Source organism: Mesorhizobium sp. P2_B5 (assembly GCF_056404775.1).
Genome location: NZ_JBFUDJ010000003.1, coordinates 40981 through 58426, shown reverse-complemented (window position 1 = coordinate 58426; position 17446 = coordinate 40981). Strand labels below are relative to the sequence as shown.

The 17446-nt window shown below is 61.9% G+C and carries 19 protein-coding genes and 1 pseudogene; 6 read left to right on the top strand and 14 right to left on the bottom strand.

Features of this window, described 5'->3' with window-relative positions:
- Positions 1-3: 3 nt before the first annotated feature.
- Positions 4-1278: a phosphopyruvate hydratase gene (eno, locus tag AC1D1N_RS12975; RefSeq protein ID WP_112561786.1), complete on the bottom strand. Its 1275-nt coding sequence runs from the start codon at positions 1276-1278 to the stop codon at positions 4-6.
- A gap of 519 nt (positions 1279-1797) precedes the next feature.
- Here eno and AC1D1N_RS12970 point away from each other — a divergent pair.
- Both AC1D1N_RS12970 and AC1D1N_RS12965 read left to right on the top strand, forming a co-directional pair.
- Positions 1798-2946: a glycoside hydrolase family 19 protein gene (locus AC1D1N_RS12970; protein WP_477348927.1), complete on the top strand. Its 1149-nt coding sequence runs from the start codon at positions 1798-1800 to the stop codon at positions 2944-2946.
- Between the two features lie 108 nt (positions 2947-3054).
- Entirely contained in the window at positions 3055-3177 is a 123-nt protein-coding gene (locus tag AC1D1N_RS12965; RefSeq protein ID WP_477348925.1) for a hypothetical protein, read from the top strand.
- Between the two features lie 71 nt (positions 3178-3248).
- Here AC1D1N_RS12965 and AC1D1N_RS12960 read toward each other — a convergent pair whose 3' ends face one another.
- From AC1D1N_RS12960 to AC1D1N_RS12935, 6 genes are all read right to left on the bottom strand, one after another.
- A complete protein-coding gene (locus AC1D1N_RS12960) occupies positions 3249-3614 on the bottom strand; it encodes a PRC-barrel domain-containing protein (RefSeq protein ID WP_112562323.1) in 366 nt (121 codons plus the stop codon).
- Between the two features lie 86 nt (positions 3615-3700).
- Positions 3701-3904, bottom strand: a complete 204-nt coding sequence (locus tag AC1D1N_RS12955) for a dodecin family protein (protein ID WP_436260047.1) — start codon at positions 3902-3904, stop codon at positions 3701-3703.
- A gap of 84 nt (positions 3905-3988) precedes the next feature.
- Positions 3989-4837, bottom strand: a complete 849-nt coding sequence (gene kdsA, locus AC1D1N_RS12950) for a 3-deoxy-8-phosphooctulonate synthase (RefSeq protein WP_112562324.1) — start codon at positions 4835-4837, stop codon at positions 3989-3991.
- On the bottom strand, positions 4834-5706 hold the full coding sequence (locus AC1D1N_RS12945; RefSeq protein WP_436260048.1) for a VOC family protein: 873 nt from the start codon (positions 5704-5706) through the stop codon (positions 4834-4836). Before AC1D1N_RS12945 ends, kdsA begins: the two co-directional genes overlap by 4 nt.
- A 247-nt stretch (positions 5707-5953) precedes the next feature.
- A complete protein-coding gene (locus AC1D1N_RS12940) occupies positions 5954-6244 on the bottom strand; it encodes a Dabb family protein (protein ID WP_436260049.1) in 291 nt (96 codons plus the stop codon).
- 113 nt (positions 6245-6357) lie between these two features.
- Complete coding sequence (locus tag AC1D1N_RS12935) at positions 6358-6492, bottom strand: hypothetical protein (protein ID WP_281401903.1); 135 nt, start codon at positions 6490-6492, stop codon at positions 6358-6360.
- A gap of 251 nt (positions 6493-6743) precedes the next feature.
- Here AC1D1N_RS12935 and AC1D1N_RS12930 point away from each other — a divergent pair, with 251 nt between their 5' ends.
- Positions 6744-7994: a class I SAM-dependent methyltransferase gene (locus AC1D1N_RS12930; protein WP_477348923.1), complete on the top strand. Its 1251-nt coding sequence runs from the start codon at positions 6744-6746 to the stop codon at positions 7992-7994.
- Between the two features lie 29 nt (positions 7995-8023).
- On the opposite strand, the gene AC1D1N_RS12925 is transcribed toward AC1D1N_RS12930, so the two are convergent.
- Together AC1D1N_RS12925 and AC1D1N_RS12920 are read right to left on the bottom strand one after the other, a co-directional pair.
- Entirely contained in the window at positions 8024-10003 is a 1980-nt protein-coding gene (locus AC1D1N_RS12925; RefSeq protein ID WP_477348921.1) for a bifunctional 2',3'-cyclic-nucleotide 2'-phosphodiesterase/3'-nucleotidase, read from the bottom strand.
- A gap of 136 nt (positions 10004-10139) precedes the next feature.
- Positions 10140-11405: an NAD(P)/FAD-dependent oxidoreductase gene (locus tag AC1D1N_RS12920; RefSeq protein ID WP_477348919.1), complete on the bottom strand. Its 1266-nt coding sequence runs from the start codon at positions 11403-11405 to the stop codon at positions 10140-10142.
- 183 nt (positions 11406-11588) lie between these two features.
- Here AC1D1N_RS12920 and AC1D1N_RS12915 point away from each other — a divergent pair, with 183 nt between their 5' ends.
- Positions 11589-12257, top strand: coding sequence for a 5-formyltetrahydrofolate cyclo-ligase (locus AC1D1N_RS12915; protein ID WP_436260053.1), 669 nt, complete (start codon positions 11589-11591; stop codon positions 12255-12257).
- Here the strand turns inward: AC1D1N_RS12915 and AC1D1N_RS12910 are convergent.
- The gene (locus AC1D1N_RS12910; RefSeq protein WP_477348916.1) at positions 12254-12727 is read right to left on the bottom strand and encodes an Lrp/AsnC family transcriptional regulator; all 474 of its coding nucleotides are present in this window, start codon (positions 12725-12727) and stop codon (positions 12254-12256) included. The genes AC1D1N_RS12915 and AC1D1N_RS12910 overlap by 4 nt on opposite strands.
- Positions 12728-12885: 158 nt before the next feature.
- On the opposite strand from AC1D1N_RS12910, the gene ald reads away from it, so the two are divergent.
- Both ald and AC1D1N_RS12900 read left to right on the top strand, forming a co-directional pair.
- Positions 12886-14001 (top strand): alanine dehydrogenase, encoded by a 1116-nt coding sequence (ald, locus tag AC1D1N_RS12905; RefSeq protein ID WP_436260054.1) that lies wholly within the window; start codon positions 12886-12888, stop codon positions 13999-14001.
- 55 nt (positions 14002-14056) lie between these two features.
- A pseudogene (locus AC1D1N_RS12900) lies at positions 14057-14305 on the top strand (outer membrane protein); the annotation flags it as partial.
- Positions 14306-14724: 419 nt separating this feature from the next.
- Here AC1D1N_RS12900 and AC1D1N_RS12895 read toward each other — a convergent pair.
- From AC1D1N_RS12895 to sseA, 4 genes are all read right to left on the bottom strand, one after another.
- The gene (locus AC1D1N_RS12895; RefSeq protein WP_477348914.1) at positions 14725-15192 is read right to left on the bottom strand and encodes a DUF1203 domain-containing protein; all 468 of its coding nucleotides are present in this window, start codon (positions 15190-15192) and stop codon (positions 14725-14727) included.
- A gap of 144 nt (positions 15193-15336) precedes the next feature.
- The gene (locus AC1D1N_RS12890; RefSeq protein ID WP_436260055.1) at positions 15337-15906 is read right to left on the bottom strand and encodes an OmpA family protein; all 570 of its coding nucleotides are present in this window, start codon (positions 15904-15906) and stop codon (positions 15337-15339) included.
- 96 nt (positions 15907-16002) lie between these two features.
- The gene (locus AC1D1N_RS12885; RefSeq protein ID WP_352558829.1) at positions 16003-16566 is read right to left on the bottom strand and encodes a GNAT family N-acetyltransferase; all 564 of its coding nucleotides are present in this window, start codon (positions 16564-16566) and stop codon (positions 16003-16005) included.
- Positions 16567-16571: 5 nt separating this feature from the next.
- A complete protein-coding gene (sseA, locus tag AC1D1N_RS12880; RefSeq protein WP_477348912.1) occupies positions 16572-17423 on the bottom strand; it encodes a 3-mercaptopyruvate sulfurtransferase in 852 nt (283 codons plus the stop codon).
- Between the last annotated feature and the right edge of the window lie 23 nt (positions 17424-17446).

Here is a 17446-nt window from a genome sequence, read left to right as displayed (position 1 = left end):
AGATCAGCTTTTCACCACCGACTTGCCGGCGTAACGCGCCTGCTTGCCGAGCTCTTCCTCGATACGGATCAGCTGGTTGTACTTGGCCATGCGGTCTGAGCGCGACAGCGAACCGGTCTTGATCTGCCCGCAATTGGTGGCGACGGCGAGATCGGCGATGGTCGAATCCTCGGTCTCACCCGAGCGATGCGACATCACAGCGGTATAGCCGGCCTTGTGCGCGGTCTCGACGGCGTCGAGCGTCTCGGTCAGCGAGCCGATCTGGTTGACCTTGACCAGGATCGAATTGGCAACGCCCATGCGGATGCCGTCGCGCAGACGCGCCGTGTTGGTGACGAACAAATCGTCGCCAACCAGCTGCGTCTTCTTGCCGATCAGATCGGTCAGATACTTCCAGCCTTCCCAGTCGTCCTCGGCCAGGCCGTCCTCGATCGAGATGATCGGATAGTCGGCGGCAAGCTTGGCCAGATACTTGGCCTGCGCCTTGGGATCGCGGGTCTTCTTCTCGCCTTCATAGACGTAATTGCCGTCCTTGAAGAATTCGGTCGCCGCGCAATCGAGGCCGAGCGCGATCTCTTCGCCCGGCTTGAAGCCGGCCTTCTCGATCGATTCCATGATGAAATCGAGCGCCACCGGCGCGCTCTTCAGGTTCGGGGCAAAACCGCCTTCGTCACCGACATTGGTGTTGTGGCCGGCATCCTTGAGCTTCTTCCTCAGCGTGTGGAAAATTTCCGAACCCCAGCGCACGCCTTCGCGCAGCGTCGGCGCACCGACCGGCAGGATCATGAATTCCTGGAAGTCGATCGGATTGTCGGCGTGCGCGCCGCCATTGATGATGTTCATCATCGGCACCGGCAGGATATGCGCCTTGGTGCCGCCGACATAGCGGTAGAGCGGCAGGCCGGCGGCTTCCGCGGCCGCCTTGGCCACTGCCAGCGACACGCCAAGAATGGCGTTGGCGCCGAGCCGGCTCTTGTTGGGGGTGCCGTCAAGCTCGATCATGGTCTGGTCGATGTGGATCTGGTTTTCGGCTTCCATGCCGCCGATCGCCTCGAACAGCTCGCCATTGACGGCCTCGACTGCCTTGAGCACGCCCTTGCCGAGATAGCGGGCGCCGCCATCGCGCAGTTCGACGGCTTCATGGGCGCCGGTCGAGGCGCCGGACGGCACTGCGGCGCGGCCCATCGAGCCGTCTTCGAGAACGACGTCGACCTCGACGGTCGGATTTCCACGGCTGTCCAGGATTTCACGCCCGATAATGTCGATGATGGCGGTCATTGCGATGTCCCCGATTGATCGATTAAGCGTCGCGCCCCTCTTAGCCAAAGTGCCGTAAAAGGCAATTGGGAATGGCATGAAATAATAGTGACAGTCGCCCATGCCCCCAGGCCTGGGGGCACCGGCGACGCCATCTGAACGCAGCCCGACCCGATGTCATATGTCTGGCGCCATATGAGGCGCGCGCCTCCCCTTTATCGCGGCAATGCCTTCGTCACGAAATGCCAAGCGGCACACAAACTCCAGCCGATGCTTCAAAAGAGTCAGCCACCAACGTGACAAACATCACAATGCAGAGACATCGAAGATGTTAGGGTCGCATCTCCAATGCGCACTGTTTGAATGAAGGAAACAAGACTGTAACTCTTTGGAGAGGTGGGAATGGCAACAATTTCAGGTAATGGCTGGGAACTTCTTATTAGCCGGCAAGTCGAACATATGAGGGGTTCCAGGCGCAGGACGGTTGGAACCTATAAAGTCTTTCACAACGGCACGGCAGTCACGGGTTTATCGGGGTTCGTGTGTGAATCTCGCGGCCCCGGCGACAATTCCAAAGAAGACAACGGCAGGCGCATCGAGCCCGGCACCTACCCGCTGGCGACACAGGCCGGAGGCAAGTATGTGACGATCGGTTACACTGGCGGCAAGACGCCACCCAAACCTGGACTCGAACTGCTTAAGACCAACAAGCGCACCGAAATCCTTATTCATCCAGGCGTCAATTTCCTATCCAGCGTCGGATGCATCAATCCGACGAAGAAGGTGAGCGGCTCGCTTTCCGACATGGACTTCACGGAGAGCCGAACCAGGGTGATCGCTCTCATTGACGATCTGAAAGCCTTTGCCGGCAGTGGTTTCCCGAAAACCAACGGCAAGCCAATTCCCAAAGCTTCGGTCGTCATCGAAGGCGAACCGGTGCTGTCGACCGAGAGCGTCGAGAGCGTGCTCGAAGCGGTTGCGGGCGATCCGAAGAAGGGCTTGCCCGCAGCCGTCTTCCAGAAATTCGCGCCGAGTCCGGCAAGCGGTTCCAGGCGGGCGATCTATGACAGTTACATCGGCGCCTTTACTTCCGACAAAGGCCTCAAAACACTCGGCGATCACGGCGTGTGCAACAACTATGATCGGCTGATGCATTTCTTCGCACAAGCGGCGATGGAAACCGGTGGCTTCACCCTCATTCGCGAGTCCCTGACCTACACGACCGTGGCTGCGATCCGGACGGCGTGGAAATCGCGAGCCGCCAGCAAGACCGATCAGTGGATCAAGGACAATCTGCTGCGCAAGCCGGAAGCGCTGGGCGACTGGGCGTATGGCGGGCGGATGGGCAATGTGAAAGGAACATTGGACGGCTTCAATTTCCGCGGTGGCGGCACGTTCCAGACCACGGGGCGCGACGCGTACACGGCCAAAGGCAAGCTCGCCAAGGTCGACCTCGCCAATCATCCTGAGCTGATCGAGGACCCGCAGATTTCGCTGCTCGCAGCTTGCGCCGAATGGAAAGAGTCAGGCTGCAATGGCTTTGCCGATTCCGGTCTGATCAAAAAGATCTCGCGCGCGATCAACGTCGGCAATGCCAATTCGACCACGCCGGCCAATGGCGAGGCGGACCGGATTGCCTGGCACGAGAAGATTTTCAAGGCGGTGAAGAATGCGGGACTGCTCGGTTGAGCACGCCTTGATCACGTTCGACAACATGGCGTCACGATAATTCACGAGCAACATTCGGGGCGTCGATTAGGATCATGCCGCGCGGGGCGAAACAGGAGGAGTTTCGCCATGTCTGAGTTGAGCGGTATCGTGAGTTTGTTCTTGATCGCGGCGGCGTTCCTGACGTCATGCGACAACCAGCAGCCGCCAAAGGCCGCAACGCAGTTGTCGACGCTTTACGCCGACGAATAGGAACGATCCCGTCCCATTGAAAAGGCCCCCGGTTTCGGGGGCCTTTTCACGTCAGGCGTCGGCGCGCCGGATCAATGCCAATAGGGCGTGACCTTGTAGTAGTCATAGGAAGCGTCACGTGCGGCCTCGCCATCGGCGCCGGCCAGTTCATTGATCGAATAGGACGGAGCCGCTTTCAGCTGGTCCTTGGAAAACGGCACGACATAGCCGCCCTTATCCTCGTCATAGTCGAGGCTTGCCCACGGAATGGCGTGATATTTCTCACCAATACCAAGAAAACCGCCGAAGCCAATCACCGCGAACATGATGCCGTTCGACGTCTTGTCGAGCATGACGTCCTGGATGCTGCCGATGCTCTTACCTTCGGTGTTGTAGACCGACGTGCCGATGACGCGCGAAGCGGCGATGGCTTCGGTGTGGCCTGTCTGAGTGGTCATGTCTGATGCTCCTCTTTGTCGTTGGTCGTGCTTTGACAATGAGGGGCGCGGGCGAAAGTTCCCGACTTTTTTGAAACGTTGGACGGTCAGTCCGCGAGGATGAACGTGACCTTCATGTTGACGCGATAGGCCGCGATCTTGCCGTCCTCGACGACGATCTTCTGGTCCTGGATCCAGGCGCCTTCGACGTTCTTCAGGGTCTTTGCGGCGCGCGCAATTCCCTTCTCGATGGCATCCTGAAAGCTCTTTTTCGAAGACGATGTGATTTCGGTGACGCGGGCGACAGACATGGCTTCCTCCTGCCAAGGCGCTCATTTGCAAGGAGGAGCCTACAGCCGGCCTTTGCCGACTACAAGCTGGCCATCAGTGGCCAGTCAGGCAGCGTTCTTGGCGATGCGGTCGAACGCCATCAGTCTTTCGAGCAAGGCCGGCATGTCCTTCAGCGGCAGCATGTTCGGACCGTCTGAGGAGGTCGAATTGTCCGGATCCTGGTGGGTCTCGATGAAGACGCCGGCGACGCCGACGGCAACGGCTGCGCGGGCAAGTGTTTCGACAAAGCGGCGCTCACCGCCGGAAGAACCGCCCTGCCCGCCCGGTTGCTGCACCGAATGGGTGGCATCGAAAATAACCGGCGCGCCGATCTCGGCCATCACGGGCAAAGCCCGCATGTCCGACACCAGCGTGTTGTAACCGAAGGAAGCGCCACGCTCGGTGGTGAGCACATTGGCGTTGCCGGAGCCGGTGATCTTGGCGACGACGTTCTTCATGTCCCAGGGGGCGAGGAACTGGCCCTTCTTGACGTTGATCACCTTGCCGGTCTTGGCGGCCGCGACCAGCATGTCGGTCTGGCGCGACAGGAAGGCCGGGATCTGCAGCACATCGACATGCGGCGCGACGATCGCGCACTGCTCCTCGGTGTGGACGTCGGTCAGAATGGGAAGCGAAAATTCCTTGCGTAGCTCGTCGAAGACCGGAAGTGCGGCATCCATTCCGGCGCCGCGCGTCGCCGACAGCGAGGTGCGGTTGGCCTTGTCGTAACTGGTCTTGTAGACGAGGCCGATGCCGAGCTTGCCGGTCAGTTCCTTCAGCGCGCCGGCCATGTCAAAGGCGTGCTGGCGCGATTCGAATTGGCATGGGCCGGCAATCAGCGCCAGGGCTGCGTTGTTGTCGAAAACGACGTTGCCGACGGTTACCGCCGAATTGGGCGCCAGGGGCTTGCTCATGGGATCTCCCGGAAGATGAAAGCCGCGCCCTGTCCGGATGCCGGCTGCACGACAATATCATTGCCCGCTATATCGTGCTCGATGGAGTTGTGTGCAAGCAGGCTTGCCGTGGCGTCGGCACTGCGGACCGAAAAGACAATCGCCGCGAAGCGAAGATCGCTCGGCTCACCAGCTGCAAGGCGGAAGCGCGCGGTGAAAGCCGCAGGATCGAGAACGGTCAGACACGCATTCGACAGATCGAAGACCGCGCCGCTCTCCTGCTTCGAGCCAGCCACTGCCGAGATCAGCAGAGCCTGTGCGGAAGGCGCATCGCTGACCGCAACGATTTCGACGATGCCGGTCACGCCATTGGCATGGGCCTGCAGCGCCGTGCGGTCGATTTTCGGCGCGTTGATCCGCTCGCAGGCGAACAGAAAAGCGTCCGTCGCAGCAAGGCCGGCGGCAAAAGCCAGTTTGAACGACGCCATATCGCTCTTTCCAGCCGCATCCGTGAAGGCGCGGGAAAAACTCAACACGTCTCCGGCCGACAGGCCGGCCGAGACATAGCGTGCATGGTCCGCATCGGCGTCGCCGGTGCCCAGCACTACGGCGGAAAAGCCGTCATCGCCCAGGCTGGCGCGATAGAGCCGGTCGCGCGCGACAAAGACATTGCCGTCGGCAATCGCGCGCGCTGCCGTCTGTTCGTCGCCGATCGCCAGCGGTTCGAGATAGGTGCCGTCGGCGAAGAAGACGCAGCAATTTTCGGTGCCGAAGGGGTGTATGCCGGTTGGCGCGACGATGAAGCCAAGCGACGTCAGCCGCGCCCGCGCCACGGCGAGGCTCGCCGTCGGCAGCACCAGATGGTCAAGCGGATGGGTTGCGCTGGTCATGCCGGCGCGGTGTGCATCATTCCGGAAATTGGTTCAAGCGTTTCCGCCGGTGGCGTCCAGATCGCGGCGGTATCCCCCGCGCGGTCGCATCGCACTTGACCTTGTCATGGCGGCGTGGGCAGCGGACGGCGGCACCTCATTCGATTTCACCATCGGCGACGAGCCGTTCAAGGCAGGCTTCGGCTGCTCGCGCACGTCGATGTATGAATTCCGGCTGTGAAGAAGGCGAGGCCTCTTGCCGGACTGATCAGGCCACCGCCACGACATCGGCCGAATAGCGCAATTCGCGCAATGGTTTGACCCGGCTGGTCGTCTCGGCATAGAGCGGGTGCGCCTTGTAGGCGGCCAAGGCCGCCTCGTCCTCGAACTCGGCATAGACGACCACGTCGACCGCGTCCGACAGCGGATCGACCTTGGTGTTGAGCGTCACCTCAAAGAGGTTTGAATGCGGGATATTGCCCAGGTTGAGCAAGCCCGTGCGCACAGCCTCGACATCGTCCTTGCGCCGCGCGCTGAAGAAAACGATATGCCGGATCACGCCTGCCTCCACGTTCGATTTGCCGGCATGTTTTGTGTGAGCGGAACCGTCGCGTCAACCGCCACGATGTCGCGCCCGGCAGCGCCGGGAGGCGACTTTGCAGAGGCGCAAAACTAGCCCCCGCCGGTGACGTAGCGCACGATGCGCGACATCTCCCTGACCGTCGTGTCGAGATAGCGGCCCTGATTATAGAGGCCGTCCCAGATCAGGAAAAAGGCGATGGCCATGATGACGACGACGTAACGCATGACTGAAGCTAACGTATGTGGCTGTTCGGAACCATAGTGATTTCGCCGAGTCTCCCGCGCATTCTGGCCTCAGGCCGGCGACCTGGGTCAGTGCCACGCAAAGCTTGCCTCTTGAAGTTTCGGCCAATGCCATGGAAGATTGTGGCGAAAATTCACGCAGGCAGCGGCGTTCGCGGCTGCGAATGAAATGTGGAGGATGTGGAGGCCGGCAGATCTTGCGCCGTCCCCGCGGAAGTCCAGGGGGATGTGGGATGCCTGCCAGGGAAAACAAGGGCGTCGGCGACGCCATCAGACTGGACGAGCTCAACTTCGCCGAGATCGTCAAAGGCTTGCCGGCCAAGGCGCGCATGGTGCTGTCGGCGGCGATGCAACTGCCGCGCGGCTCGCTCAAGGTAAGGATGCCGGACGGCCGCGCCGTTCTTGTCGGTGGCAATGCGCCCGGTCCCGACGCCGAACTGGTGCTGAAGAACTGGCGCCTGCCCGGCCGCGCCTTTTCCGGCGGCACCATCGGCGTTGCCGAATCCTACATGGACGGCGACTGGGAAAGCCCTGACGTGACCAGCTTTCTCGAACTGTTCGTCGTCAACTCGGCCATCGGCGAACGCGTCGCCGGCGGCGCCAACTGGCTCATCAACACCGTCCAGCGCATCCGCCACTGGTTCAACGAAAACACCCGCACCGGCTCGAAGCGCAACATTTCGGCGCATTACGATCTCGGCAATGCCTTCTACAAGCAATGGCTCGATCCCAGCATGACCTATTCGTCGGCGCTCTATGCCACCGGCGCCAACGATTTGGAAAGCGCGCAGGCCGCCAAATATCGCGCTTTGGCCAAGGACACCGGCATCGGCAAAAAGGACCATGTGCTGGAGATCGGCTGCGGCTGGGGCGGTTTTGCCGAATTTGCCGCGCGCGAGATCGGCTGCCGCGTCACCGGCTTGACCATCAGCCGCGAACAGCACGACTTTGCCAAGGAGCGGATCCAGAAGGCCGGACTGTCTGACAAGGTCGACATCAAGCTCCAGGATTACCGCGACGAAACAGGCACTTACGACCGCATCGCCTCAATCGAGATGTTCGAGGCGGTCGGTGAGAAATACTGGCCGGTGTTCTTCGGCAAGATGAAGGCGTGCCTGAGGCCCGGCGGCACCGCCGGCCTGCAGATCATCACCATCAACGAAGCCGCCTACGACACCTATCGCGCGCGGCCGGATTTCATCCAGCGCTATGTTTTCCCAGGCGGCATGCTGCCGACGCCGTCGATCCTGAAGTCGCTGGGCAAAGACCATGGTCTCGCCCATCTGCGCGAGCGCGTCTTTCCGGACGACTATGCTCGCACGCTGGCCGAATGGCGCAACCGCTTCTGGCAGTCGTGGGAAAAGATCGTCCCGCTCGGCTTCGACGACCGCTTCAAGAAGCTCTGGGAGTTTTACCTCCACTATTGCGAAGCCGGCTTCAGAGCCAGCTACATCGACGTGCGGCAGGTGGTCTACAAGGCGTAGTGCGAGCGGGTATTTGCCCGCCCGTTTCCTCAAAGCAGGATACGATACTTTGCAAACCCGCCTTCGCCCTCGCCGACCGGCTCTATCTTGAGCGATTTGACCCCTGAAATAAAATCCTTCGCTTTGGGACCGGTCTCGAACAAGACGCTGGTTCCGGGCAGCGGCGTGAACGACCAATTGTCGTCGGCCGACGGATTGATCGTGCCCTCGCTGACGACATAGCGCACGATCACATCGCGGTTGGTGTCCGGCGCTTCGTAGATGATCTTCGAGGCGTTGATGTCAGGGAAATTGCCGCCACCGCCAGCGCGGTAATTGTTGGTGGCGACGATGAATTTCGCTGCTGGATCAATGGGCTTGCCATCGAAGCTGAGGTCGACGATACGGCTGGAGCCGGCATTGGCGACGCCACCCTTGGCATCGTATTTCGGCGGCTGCGACAGGTCTATCTTATAGCTGACGCCGTCGATCACATCGAAATTGTAGGACGGGAATTCGGTGTCGATCAGCGCCTGGTCGGTCTTCCCGGCCTCGATCTTCTTGAAAATGCCGGCCGACATTTCCAGCCATTCCTTGACCTGCGCCCCGGTGATCTCAACCGCCCGCACCGTATTCGGATAGAGATAGAGATCGGCGACGTTCTTGATGGCGATGTCGCCCACCGGCACGTCGGTGTAGTAGTCGGCCCCGTTGCGCCCGCCAGCCTTGAAGGGCGCTGCCGCCGACAGCAGCGGCACATCCTTCCACTGCGTGCTCTTCAGAATGTCCTTGAGATACCAGCTCTGCGCCTGGTTGACGACCTGCACCGACGGATCGTCGGCCACCAGCGCGAAATAGGAATAGAGCGGCGCCGAGGTTTTGCCGACCGGACGGCGGACATAGGCAAGTGTCGCCTCATGGTCCGCCTTCAGCGCATCGACGATCCGCTGGTCGTCCGCGACCGTCGGCTTGTTCACCTTGTCGACGCGTTCGTAGATCGGTCGTGCCTCCGAGGTCGCCGAGACCACGCGCCATTTCGATCCGTCTCGTTGCAGAAGCAGGTCGATCAGGCCCATATGCGAGCCCCAGAAGCCGCCCATCACCGCCGGCTTGCCCTGCAGTGTGCCCTTCTCCGTGTCGACCCCATCAAGCGCCTGAAAATCCTTCTTGCCGGGGAAGACGAGATGCTGATGGCCGGTGAACACCGCATCGATGCCCTCGACGCCGGCAACGAAGAACGAGGCGTTCTCCATTCCGCCGCCTTGCTTGATATCGATGCCCGAATGCGAGAGCGCAATCACGATGTCGGCGCCCTCCTCCTTGATCTCAGGCACCCAGGCCTTGGCCGCCTCGACAATGTCGCGCGTCCGGACATTTCCTTCCAGGTTCTTCAGGTCCCAGACCATGATCTGCGGCGGCACGAAACCGATAATGCCTATTCTGATCGGCTGCTCGGCGCCCGACCCGTCCTTGATCTTCTTGTCCAGGATAACGTACGGCTTGAGATAGAGCTTGTCGTCGCGCGGGCTGGCGGCGAGATCGGTGCCGCGGATCAGATTGGCGCAGACGAACGGAAAATTGGCCCCGGCCAGAACCTTGTCGAGGAACGACAGGCCGTAATTGAACTCGTGGTTGCCGAGCGTCGAACATTCATAGCCGAGCAGGTTCATGCCCTTCATGATCGGATGCAGGTCGCCGTCCTTCAGTCCCGTCTCGTAGGCGATGTAGTCGCCCATCGGATTGCCCTGCAAAAGGTCGCCATTGTCGATCAGCATCGCATTGGTGGCTTCCTGGCGCACCGCAGCGATCAGCGAGGCCGTCCGCGACAGGCCCATCGTGTCGTTCGCTTTGTCAGCGTAGTAATCGTACGGCAAAACATTCACGTGGATGTCCGTCGTCTCCATGATCCTCAGATGCGCCTGATTGGCCTCAGCGCGGGCGGAGAACGGATGCAGCATGATCAGCGCCCCGCTGGCAGCGGCGCCGGCAAGAAAACCGCGACGGGAGACGGGGTGGAGCAAAGGCGACATTGGTTTTCCTTCCCAGCGACGTGAACATCCCAGCCCCGCCGAAACCTCGCGCCGAAAACAGGCCATGTCCATCGGGAAGTCAATCGATCAGCAAAAGGTGACGGCTGGATGAATATCCGTGGCCGAAAGGAAGACCTCAGCCCTTGTCGTCGTCGCCCTGGGTGATCAGCCGCGCACTGCGCTGGCCGGTGAAATATATCCATAGCCAGCTAAGCGATACCGACAGCCGGTTTCGAAAGCCGATCAGGAAGTAGATGTGCGCCACACCCCACAGCCACCAGGCGAGCCAGCCGGTAAGCTTGATCCAGCCGAAATCGATCGCGGCTGCCCACTTGCCGATCGTCGCCAGGTCGCCGGTATGTTTATAGCGGAAGGGACGCGGCGCGCTATCGCCTGCCAGCCGCGCCTTGATCGTCGCGGCGACGTGTTTACCCTCCTGCTTGGCGGAGGGCGCCACGCCTGGCACCGGCTTCCCGTCCGGCCGCAGGACATGCGCGGTGTCGCCGATGACAAAAATCTCGGGACTGTCCGGCACGGTCAGATCGGGTTCGACCATCACCCTGCCCGCCCGGTCGACCGGCGCCCCCAGCCATTCTCCCGCGGGCGAAGCGGCAACGCCGGCGGCCCAGAGGATTGTCCGCGCCGGCAGATGCGTGTCTCCAAACACGACACCCTCGGCATCCAGCCGTGTGACGGCGCGGCCAAGCGCGACCGTGACGCCCCGCCGTTCCAGCGCCTTGCGGGCATAGTCCGACAGTTTCGGCGCGAAATTGGCCAGGATGCGGTCGCCGGCCTCGACCAGCACCACACGCGCTTGCCGCGTGTCGATGTTGCGGAATTCGCCGCGCAGCGTCTCATGCGCGAGTTCGATAATGGTGCCGGCAAGCTCGACGCCGGTCGGGCCGCCGCCGACGATAACCAGCGTCAGCAGCGCCTGGCGCGTGGCCGGATCGGTCTCGCGCTCGGCCTGCTCGAAGGCAAGCAGGATGCGCCGGCGAATGGTGGTGGCGTCCTCAAGCGTCTTCAGCCCGGGCGCGAAAGGCTCCCATTCGTCATGGCCGAAATAAGCGTGGCGGGCGCCGGTGGCGAGCACCAGCGTATCGTAGGGAACCGAACTGCCGTCCTCAAGCAGCACGCGTTTGCCGGCGCGGTCGACGCCGCTGACATTACCCAGGAGCGTCGTCACGTCCTTGCGCTTGCGCAACAAATGACGGATCGGCCATGCAACTTCCGATGTCGCCAGCAATGTGGTTGCCACCTGGTAGAGCAGCGGCTGGAAAAGGTGGTGGTTGCGCTTGTCGATCATGGTGATGCGCACGGGCGCACCGGCCAATGCGCGGGTGAGTTCGAGACCGCCGAATCCCGCACCGACGACAACGACATGATGGCTCGTTTCGTTCATCGCACTCACCTCGTTTTCAGCATCCTTATCTAGTGATTTTTGTGCACCGCAACAATGTCGCGGCGCGCAGGACTGCCATGCATCAAGGCTGCCCAGGACTCGTCCCCCCATGTCGCGAATGCCATATGTCGTCAGGCTGAGACGTGTATAGCCTTCCAGGGACAGGAACCACGGGAGTGAGGCATGGCCAACGACGATGACAGCGCCAAGGATGGCAAAGGTCCGGCGCAATATTCCTCGCCGCCCTGCTTCATGCATGAACTCGATCCGGAATTCCGGGCGCCGCTCTCCGACTGGACCGATGTCAGGCGCTGGCGCAAGGCGGAGCGCGAACGGCTGATCGGTGCGCGGCTGGCGGTTTCGGCCGATGCGCGGGCGGCGATGTCGCAGCGTATAGCTGAAGGTCTCGATGCCATGATCGGCGACATTGCCGGCCGCATGGTCAGCCTCTACTGGCCGTTTCGCGGCGAGCCGGACCTGCGGCCTTGGATAGCGTCGATCAATGAACGCGGTGGCCGCACGGCGCTCCCCATCGTCATCGAGAAGGGCCAGCCGCTGATCTTCCGCGCCTACGTTCCTGGCGATCGACTGGAAAAAGGCGTCTGGAATATCCCGATGCCCGCCGAAGGCGATCCGGTGCTGCCCGAGATCGTCATTTCGCCGATCGTCGGCATCGATCCGCAAAACTACCGCCTGGGCTACGGTGGCGGCTTCTTCGACCGCACGCTGGCGGCAATGCCGTTCAAGCCATTGGTCATCGGCGTCGGCTACGAGTTGCAGCGCATCGCGACCATCTACCCACAGCCGCATGACATCCCGATGGACCGACTGGTGACCGAGGCTTGGGCCTAAGCCAATTCCGGCTTCATGCCCATGGCCGTGCGATCAACGATCTCGCGCAAGGCAAACGACGAGTTGATCTTGGTCACATGCGGCATCGCCGACAGCCACTCCTTGTGGATGCGCTCATAGTCGACCAGGTCCTTGGCGGCGATGCGCAGGATATAGTCGTATTCGCCTGACATCAGGTGGCATGACAGCACATTGGGGCAGCGCTTGATCGCCGCCTCGAAATCCGACAGTGTCTTTTCGAATTGTCCCGACAGCGATATATGCACGATCGCCGTCATCTGGTGGCCGAGCGCGACGTTCGAAAGCCGGGCGTGATAGCCGCGGATGGTGCCGGATTTCTCCAGATTGTCGAGGCGCCGCGAGCAGGCCGACTGCGAAAGGCCGACCCTCTCGGCGAGCGCCGCATTGGGTATGCGCCCATCCTTCTGCAGTGCCTCGAGAATGGCGATATCAATCCTGTCGAGCGGCATTTTTCGTGGTTCCTGCGAAAATCCTGCGATTTCGCGCAACGATTATCGAAACGTGCAATCCCGCGCAAGCGCATTCGCAAACACCTGCGCAACGATTCGTGGTTCACTGTGTTCATACAGAGGGAACGGGCCCCAAGGGCCGGATCAGGAGAAGAAGAATGCGCGTCGGTTGCCCCAAGGAAATCAAGAACCACGAATACCGCGTCGGCCTGACGCCGGGCTCCGTCCGCGAATATGTCGCGCATGGCCATGAGGTGCTGGTCGAAACCGGCGCCGGCGCCGGCATCGGCGCCGATGACAATGCCTATCGCGCCGCCGGCGCCACCATTGCCAAGACCGCCGCAGATGTGTTCGCCAAGTCGGACATGATCGTCAAGGTCAAGGAGCCGCAGCCCAATGAATGGGTGCAGCTGCGCGATGGCCAGATCCTCTACACCTATCTTCACCTGGCTCCCGATCCCGAGCAGACCAAGGGCCTGCTCGCCTCCGGCGTCACGGCAATCGCCTATGAGACCGTGACCGACGACCGCGGCGGCCTGCCGCTCTTGGCGCCGATGTCGGAAGTCGCCGGCCGCCTGTCGATCCAGGCCGGCGCCACGGCGCTGCAGAAGGCCAATGGCGGCCGCGGCGTGCTGCTCGGCGGCGTGCCCGGCGTGCTGCCCGGCAAAGTCACTGTGCTCGGCGGCGGCGTCGTCGGCCTGCATGCCGCCCGCATGGCCGCCGGCCTTGGCGCCGACGTCACCATCATCGACCGTTCAATCCCGCGCCTGCGCCAGCTCGACGACCTCTTTGCCGGCCGTGTCCACACCCGTTATTCCACTGTCGAGGCGCTGGAAGAAGAATGCTTCTCCGCCGACATCGTCGTCGGCGCCGTGCTCATCCCGGGCGCGGCGGCACCCAAGCTGGTGACCCGCGAAATGCTGTCGGGCATGAAGAAGGGCTCGGTGTTGGTCGACGTCGCCATCGACCAGGGCGGCTGCTTCGAGACCTCGCACGCCACCACCCATGCCGATCCGACCTACGAGGTCGATGGCGTTATCCATTACTGCGTCGCCAACATGCCTGGCGCCGTGCCGGTCACTTCGGCGCACGCGCTCAACAACGCGACGCTGCATTACGGCCTGCAGCTCGCCGACAAGGGCCTGAAGGCGCTCGTTGACGACCATCATTTGCGCAACGGTCTCAACGTCCACAGGGGCAAGATCACCAACCGCGCTGTCGCCGAAGCGCTCGGCTACGAGCTGGTAGAACCCAAGGCGGTCCTGGCCGCCTGATTTCACCAAAAAAGAGTTTCCTCCTGTCTCGCCCGCCGGTTCGCTCCGGCGGGTTTTTTCTTGGCAATTCAAGCAGTTCTATCCGATGGCTGAGAATTCCACCATCGGCGACATTGTCGACTGGGGTTCGAGCGGCTTCTCGATCGGTGGCGGCCTCGAAACGGCCGTTTCCAGCAACATGACGCTGGGTCTCGAATACCGCTATTCGCACTATGAGAAAGAAGATTTCGGTTCGGACGGTCTCATCACCGACGAACCTTCATTCCAGACCGTTCGCATCGGTGCGAAGTATAAATTCAACTAAAGCAGCATCGGCAGCGGTCAAAAGCCCGTCGGTCAGTTCCGGCGGGCTTTTTCTTTGCGTGGAACAAAGTCGGCAACAAAAAAGCGGAGCCAAAGCCCCGCTTCCTCAGTCATCGAGATTCCCGCCGGTTCATCCGCGGTCGGCAAATCCATCGACATCTCTCCCTTAGCGTATGAATACGACGGGAGTGCGACAGCTCTCAACCGGTGCCGCCATGTTCCGACGATCGCTGGGCGCTGTGTGAAGTGCTTCACATCAGGCAATCGAAAAACCTGCGCAGACAGATATCGCCAACTTGACGGCCCCAGCCGCCTCCCGAACGCCTGATGTCTCCTATGCAGGCCTCTTCGGCAGCAGCTTCCGTCACACGGCTCCCAACTGCCCGCCAGACGACCGGCGGGCATTTTTTTGCGTCGCCGTCACGCGCGCTCGATGCGGCACTGATAGCAATTGTTGCGTGCAGAGCGGACATGGACATAGGCGATGTCATCGCGCTCAAACAGCTTCTTCGCCCGCGCCGCAATGGCGTCCGTCGGGATGACGCCGCCACTGCCATAGACGATGCGGTCATCGGCTCCATAGCCGCGCACGATATAGTCGCTGCCCTCGAGCATGTCGGGAAGCGCTTCCGTCTCGGCGGCGCGTTCGCACTCCTGCGCATGCAGGAAGATGGGTCCGGTCTCGGCGTAGGGCTGCAACTCAGGAAACGGCCGGTAGGCCAGGATCAGATAGCCATCACCTTCGGCGACGTTTCTCAGGCAATGCCGGCAAGGCACGCCGTCACCATCGGAAATCCTGCGTTCGGGCGTCTGCCCATAGGCGTCCGGACCGCCGCGCTGCAGCGCTCTGACGTCTTCTGTCGGCAAGGCTTTGAACTGAACGGTCATGGCTGAATCTCCGGTGTCTTTGACCTGAGAATATGCCGCCACGCAGGTGCCTCCCACCCGATTCCTGCCAAGGCTGTGAGACGGCCAGCAGCCCGGCCATTTCAGGCCGGACCGCAGAAACATTGCTTCAGAAACCTGTCCTGGTCAGCGGATGAAATCGTCGAAGCGGCGCAGCGTCACACGGCGGTTGCGCCAGTTCTCGTCCTGGGTCTGCACCAGCAGGAATTCCTCGCCATAACCGACGGTTTCCAGCGCATAGCCCGGCACGCCGAATTCGCGCACCAGCGTGCGCTTCAGCGAGGCAGCGCGTTGCTCCGACAGGATCTGGTTCGACTGGAAGGAGCCAACCGCATCGGTGTGGCCTTCGATCAGCACACGGGCGCGGGGATCGCGGCGCAGGATGCGCTCCAGCGCGTCGGCGATGTTCTCGATCTTGCCGTATTGCGAACTGGAAATGGCCGCCGAGCCAAAGGCGAAATTGATCGACTGGATGTCGATCGAGCGCGCCTGGCGCCTTAGATCCGGCCGCCGCTTGAATTCGCGGATGGTGACGCGCTGGTTCGGGCGCAGTTTCACCCGGGGCGCCGCGTCGAGCTGTCGCTCGATCGTTGCCGCCGATGGCGTGGTCGCCTGTGCGGCGGCCAAGGTCGGCCCAAGGGTCGGCACGGCAAGCACTGCAATCAGCGCTGCGGCAAATGTACGTCGGCTCAGCATACCTTTCTCCTCGGCAACGGCCCCATCAATGTTGACGCCACCATGGCAAAGGCAGCCTGAAGCGCCGATGAACGGCTGGTTCAGCTTTCGGAGAGATTAGGGCCGCATGACGCTGGCCGAGCGCTCGGCAAAAGGCAGCGGATGCACGGTCTCCTTCTTTTGCGCCACCGGCGCAAAGCCGAGCTTCTGGTAGAGCGGCAAGGCGGCCGGATGGTCGAGCGTGCAGGTCTGCACCGTCACCCGTTTCGGCCCGTAGGACCAGGCGGCGGCGATCGCCGCGCCCAGGAACCAGCGGCCGATGCCTTGCCCGGTCGCATGCTCCATCATGCCGAAATAAGCGAGCTCGACCTCTTCCGGCAGATGCGGCTTGAGGTCGAAAAACCCCGCCGGCGCGCCGTCAAGATAAAGCACCCTGATGTCGCGGTCCTCGCGGTGAATGCCGGCCGCAAGCTCGTCATCGTCCAGCCGCAGCACATTGACCCAATGCCATTTGCGCCCCACCCGATCCATCAGGTAGCGGTAGAAATGCAGCGGAATGTCCTTGGTCTTCAACAGCGCGATCTGCTTGTTGTAGGGCACCGGCGGCGAATAGGCCGGTGGTACATGCATTTCCAGAAACGTCACCGTAACCTCGATGTCGTCCAACACGCCGTTTTCCATCGCCATCATTCCTTGCCCGTTGCAACGGGCGTATCGGCCAGCCCGCCCCATTCGGTCCATGAGCCGTCGTAGAGCCTGTTGTCGGTGTGGCCAAGCGTCTCCAGCGCCAGCGTGACGACAGCTGCGGTGATGCCAGAGCCACACGAGGTGACGACAGGCTTCGACAGATCGATGCCGGCATCCTCAACGGCCTTGCGCAGCCTATCCTTCGACAACAGCTCGCCATCTTGCGACAGCGCCGAATAAGGCAGGTTGCGCGCGCCAGGCATGTGACCGGAGCGGACACCGGCGCGCGGCTCGGGTTCGGTTCCGGTGAAGCGGCCGGCGCCACGGGCGTCCGCAATCTGGCTCTCTTTCGTTTCTACGATGCGGCGCATGTCGGAGAGGCTGGCGACCCGGGCGGCATCGAAATCGGCATGAAACACATTCGGCGCGATCTTCGTCGGTTCCGCCGTCACCGGCCGGCCCGCCGCCTTCCAGCGGTCGAAGCCGCCGTCCAGCACATAGACCTGGAACACGCCCATGACGCGGAACATCCACCAGGCGCGCGGCGCCGAGAAGAAACCTGGGCCGTCATAGACGACAATGGTGTCGTCGGCCGAAATGCCCATCGTGCCGACATATTGCGCGAAATGCTGCGGCGACGGCAGCGTGTGTGGCAGCTTGGCATCCGGGTCCGAGGCCGCATCGTGATCGAAGAAGCGCGCGCCCGGAATATGCGCCGCCTCATACTCGGCGCGCGCATCGCGCTTTTGCGCCGGCAGATACCAGGACGCATCGACGATCGTCAGGCCGGGCTCACCAAGCCGGCTCTGCAACCAGTCCGCATCGACGGTGAAAGGGCTGTCATCGGCCATTCTTTTTCTCCCGCCCCGCGCAC

Excerpts from the sequence above, each read along its gene's own strand:
- eno (WP_112561786.1), bottom strand. The coding sequence starts at position 1,278 with ATGACCGCCATCATCGACATTATCGGGCGTGAAATCCTGGACAGCCGT.
- AC1D1N_RS12965 (WP_477348925.1), top strand. The coding sequence starts at position 3,055 with ATGTCTGAGTTGAGCGGTATCGTGAGTTTGTTCTTGATCGCGGCGGCG.
- AC1D1N_RS12960 (WP_112562323.1), bottom strand. The coding sequence starts at position 3,614 with ATGACCACTCAGACAGGCCACACCGAAGCCATCGCCGCTTCGCGCGTC.
- AC1D1N_RS12955 (WP_436260047.1), bottom strand. The coding sequence starts at position 3,904 with ATGTCTGTCGCCCGCGTCACCGAAATCACATCGTCTTCGAAAAAGAGC.
- kdsA (WP_112562324.1), bottom strand. The coding sequence starts at position 4,837 with ATGAGCAAGCCCCTGGCGCCCAATTCGGCGGTAACCGTCGGCAACGTC.
- AC1D1N_RS12945 (WP_436260048.1), bottom strand. The coding sequence starts at position 5,706 with ATGACCAGCGCAACCCATCCGCTTGACCATCTGGTGCTGCCGACGGCG.
- AC1D1N_RS12935 (WP_281401903.1), bottom strand. The coding sequence starts at position 6,492 with ATGCGTTACGTCGTCGTCATCATGGCCATCGCCTTTTTCCTGATCTGG.
- AC1D1N_RS12930 (WP_477348923.1), top strand. The coding sequence starts at position 6,744 with ATGCCTGCCAGGGAAAACAAGGGCGTCGGCGACGCCATCAGACTGGAC.
- AC1D1N_RS12925 (WP_477348921.1), bottom strand. The coding sequence starts at position 10,003 with ATGTCGCCTTTGCTCCACCCCGTCTCCCGTCGCGGTTTTCTTGCCGGC.
- AC1D1N_RS12920 (WP_477348919.1), bottom strand. The coding sequence starts at position 11,405 with ATGAACGAAACGAGCCATCATGTCGTTGTCGTCGGTGCGGGATTCGGC.
- AC1D1N_RS12915 (WP_436260053.1), top strand. The coding sequence starts at position 11,589 with ATGGCCAACGACGATGACAGCGCCAAGGATGGCAAAGGTCCGGCGCAA.
- AC1D1N_RS12910 (WP_477348916.1), bottom strand. The coding sequence starts at position 12,727 with ATGCCGCTCGACAGGATTGATATCGCCATTCTCGAGGCACTGCAGAAG.
- ald (WP_436260054.1), top strand. The coding sequence starts at position 12,886 with ATGCGCGTCGGTTGCCCCAAGGAAATCAAGAACCACGAATACCGCGTC.
- AC1D1N_RS12895 (WP_477348914.1), bottom strand. The coding sequence starts at position 15,192 with ATGACCGTTCAGTTCAAAGCCTTGCCGACAGAAGACGTCAGAGCGCTG.
- AC1D1N_RS12890 (WP_436260055.1), bottom strand. The coding sequence starts at position 15,906 with ATGCTGAGCCGACGTACATTTGCCGCAGCGCTGATTGCAGTGCTTGCC.
- AC1D1N_RS12885 (WP_352558829.1), bottom strand. The coding sequence starts at position 16,566 with ATGGAAAACGGCGTGTTGGACGACATCGAGGTTACGGTGACGTTTCTG.
- sseA (WP_477348912.1), bottom strand. The coding sequence starts at position 17,423 with ATGGCCGATGACAGCCCTTTCACCGTCGATGCGGACTGGTTGCAGAGC.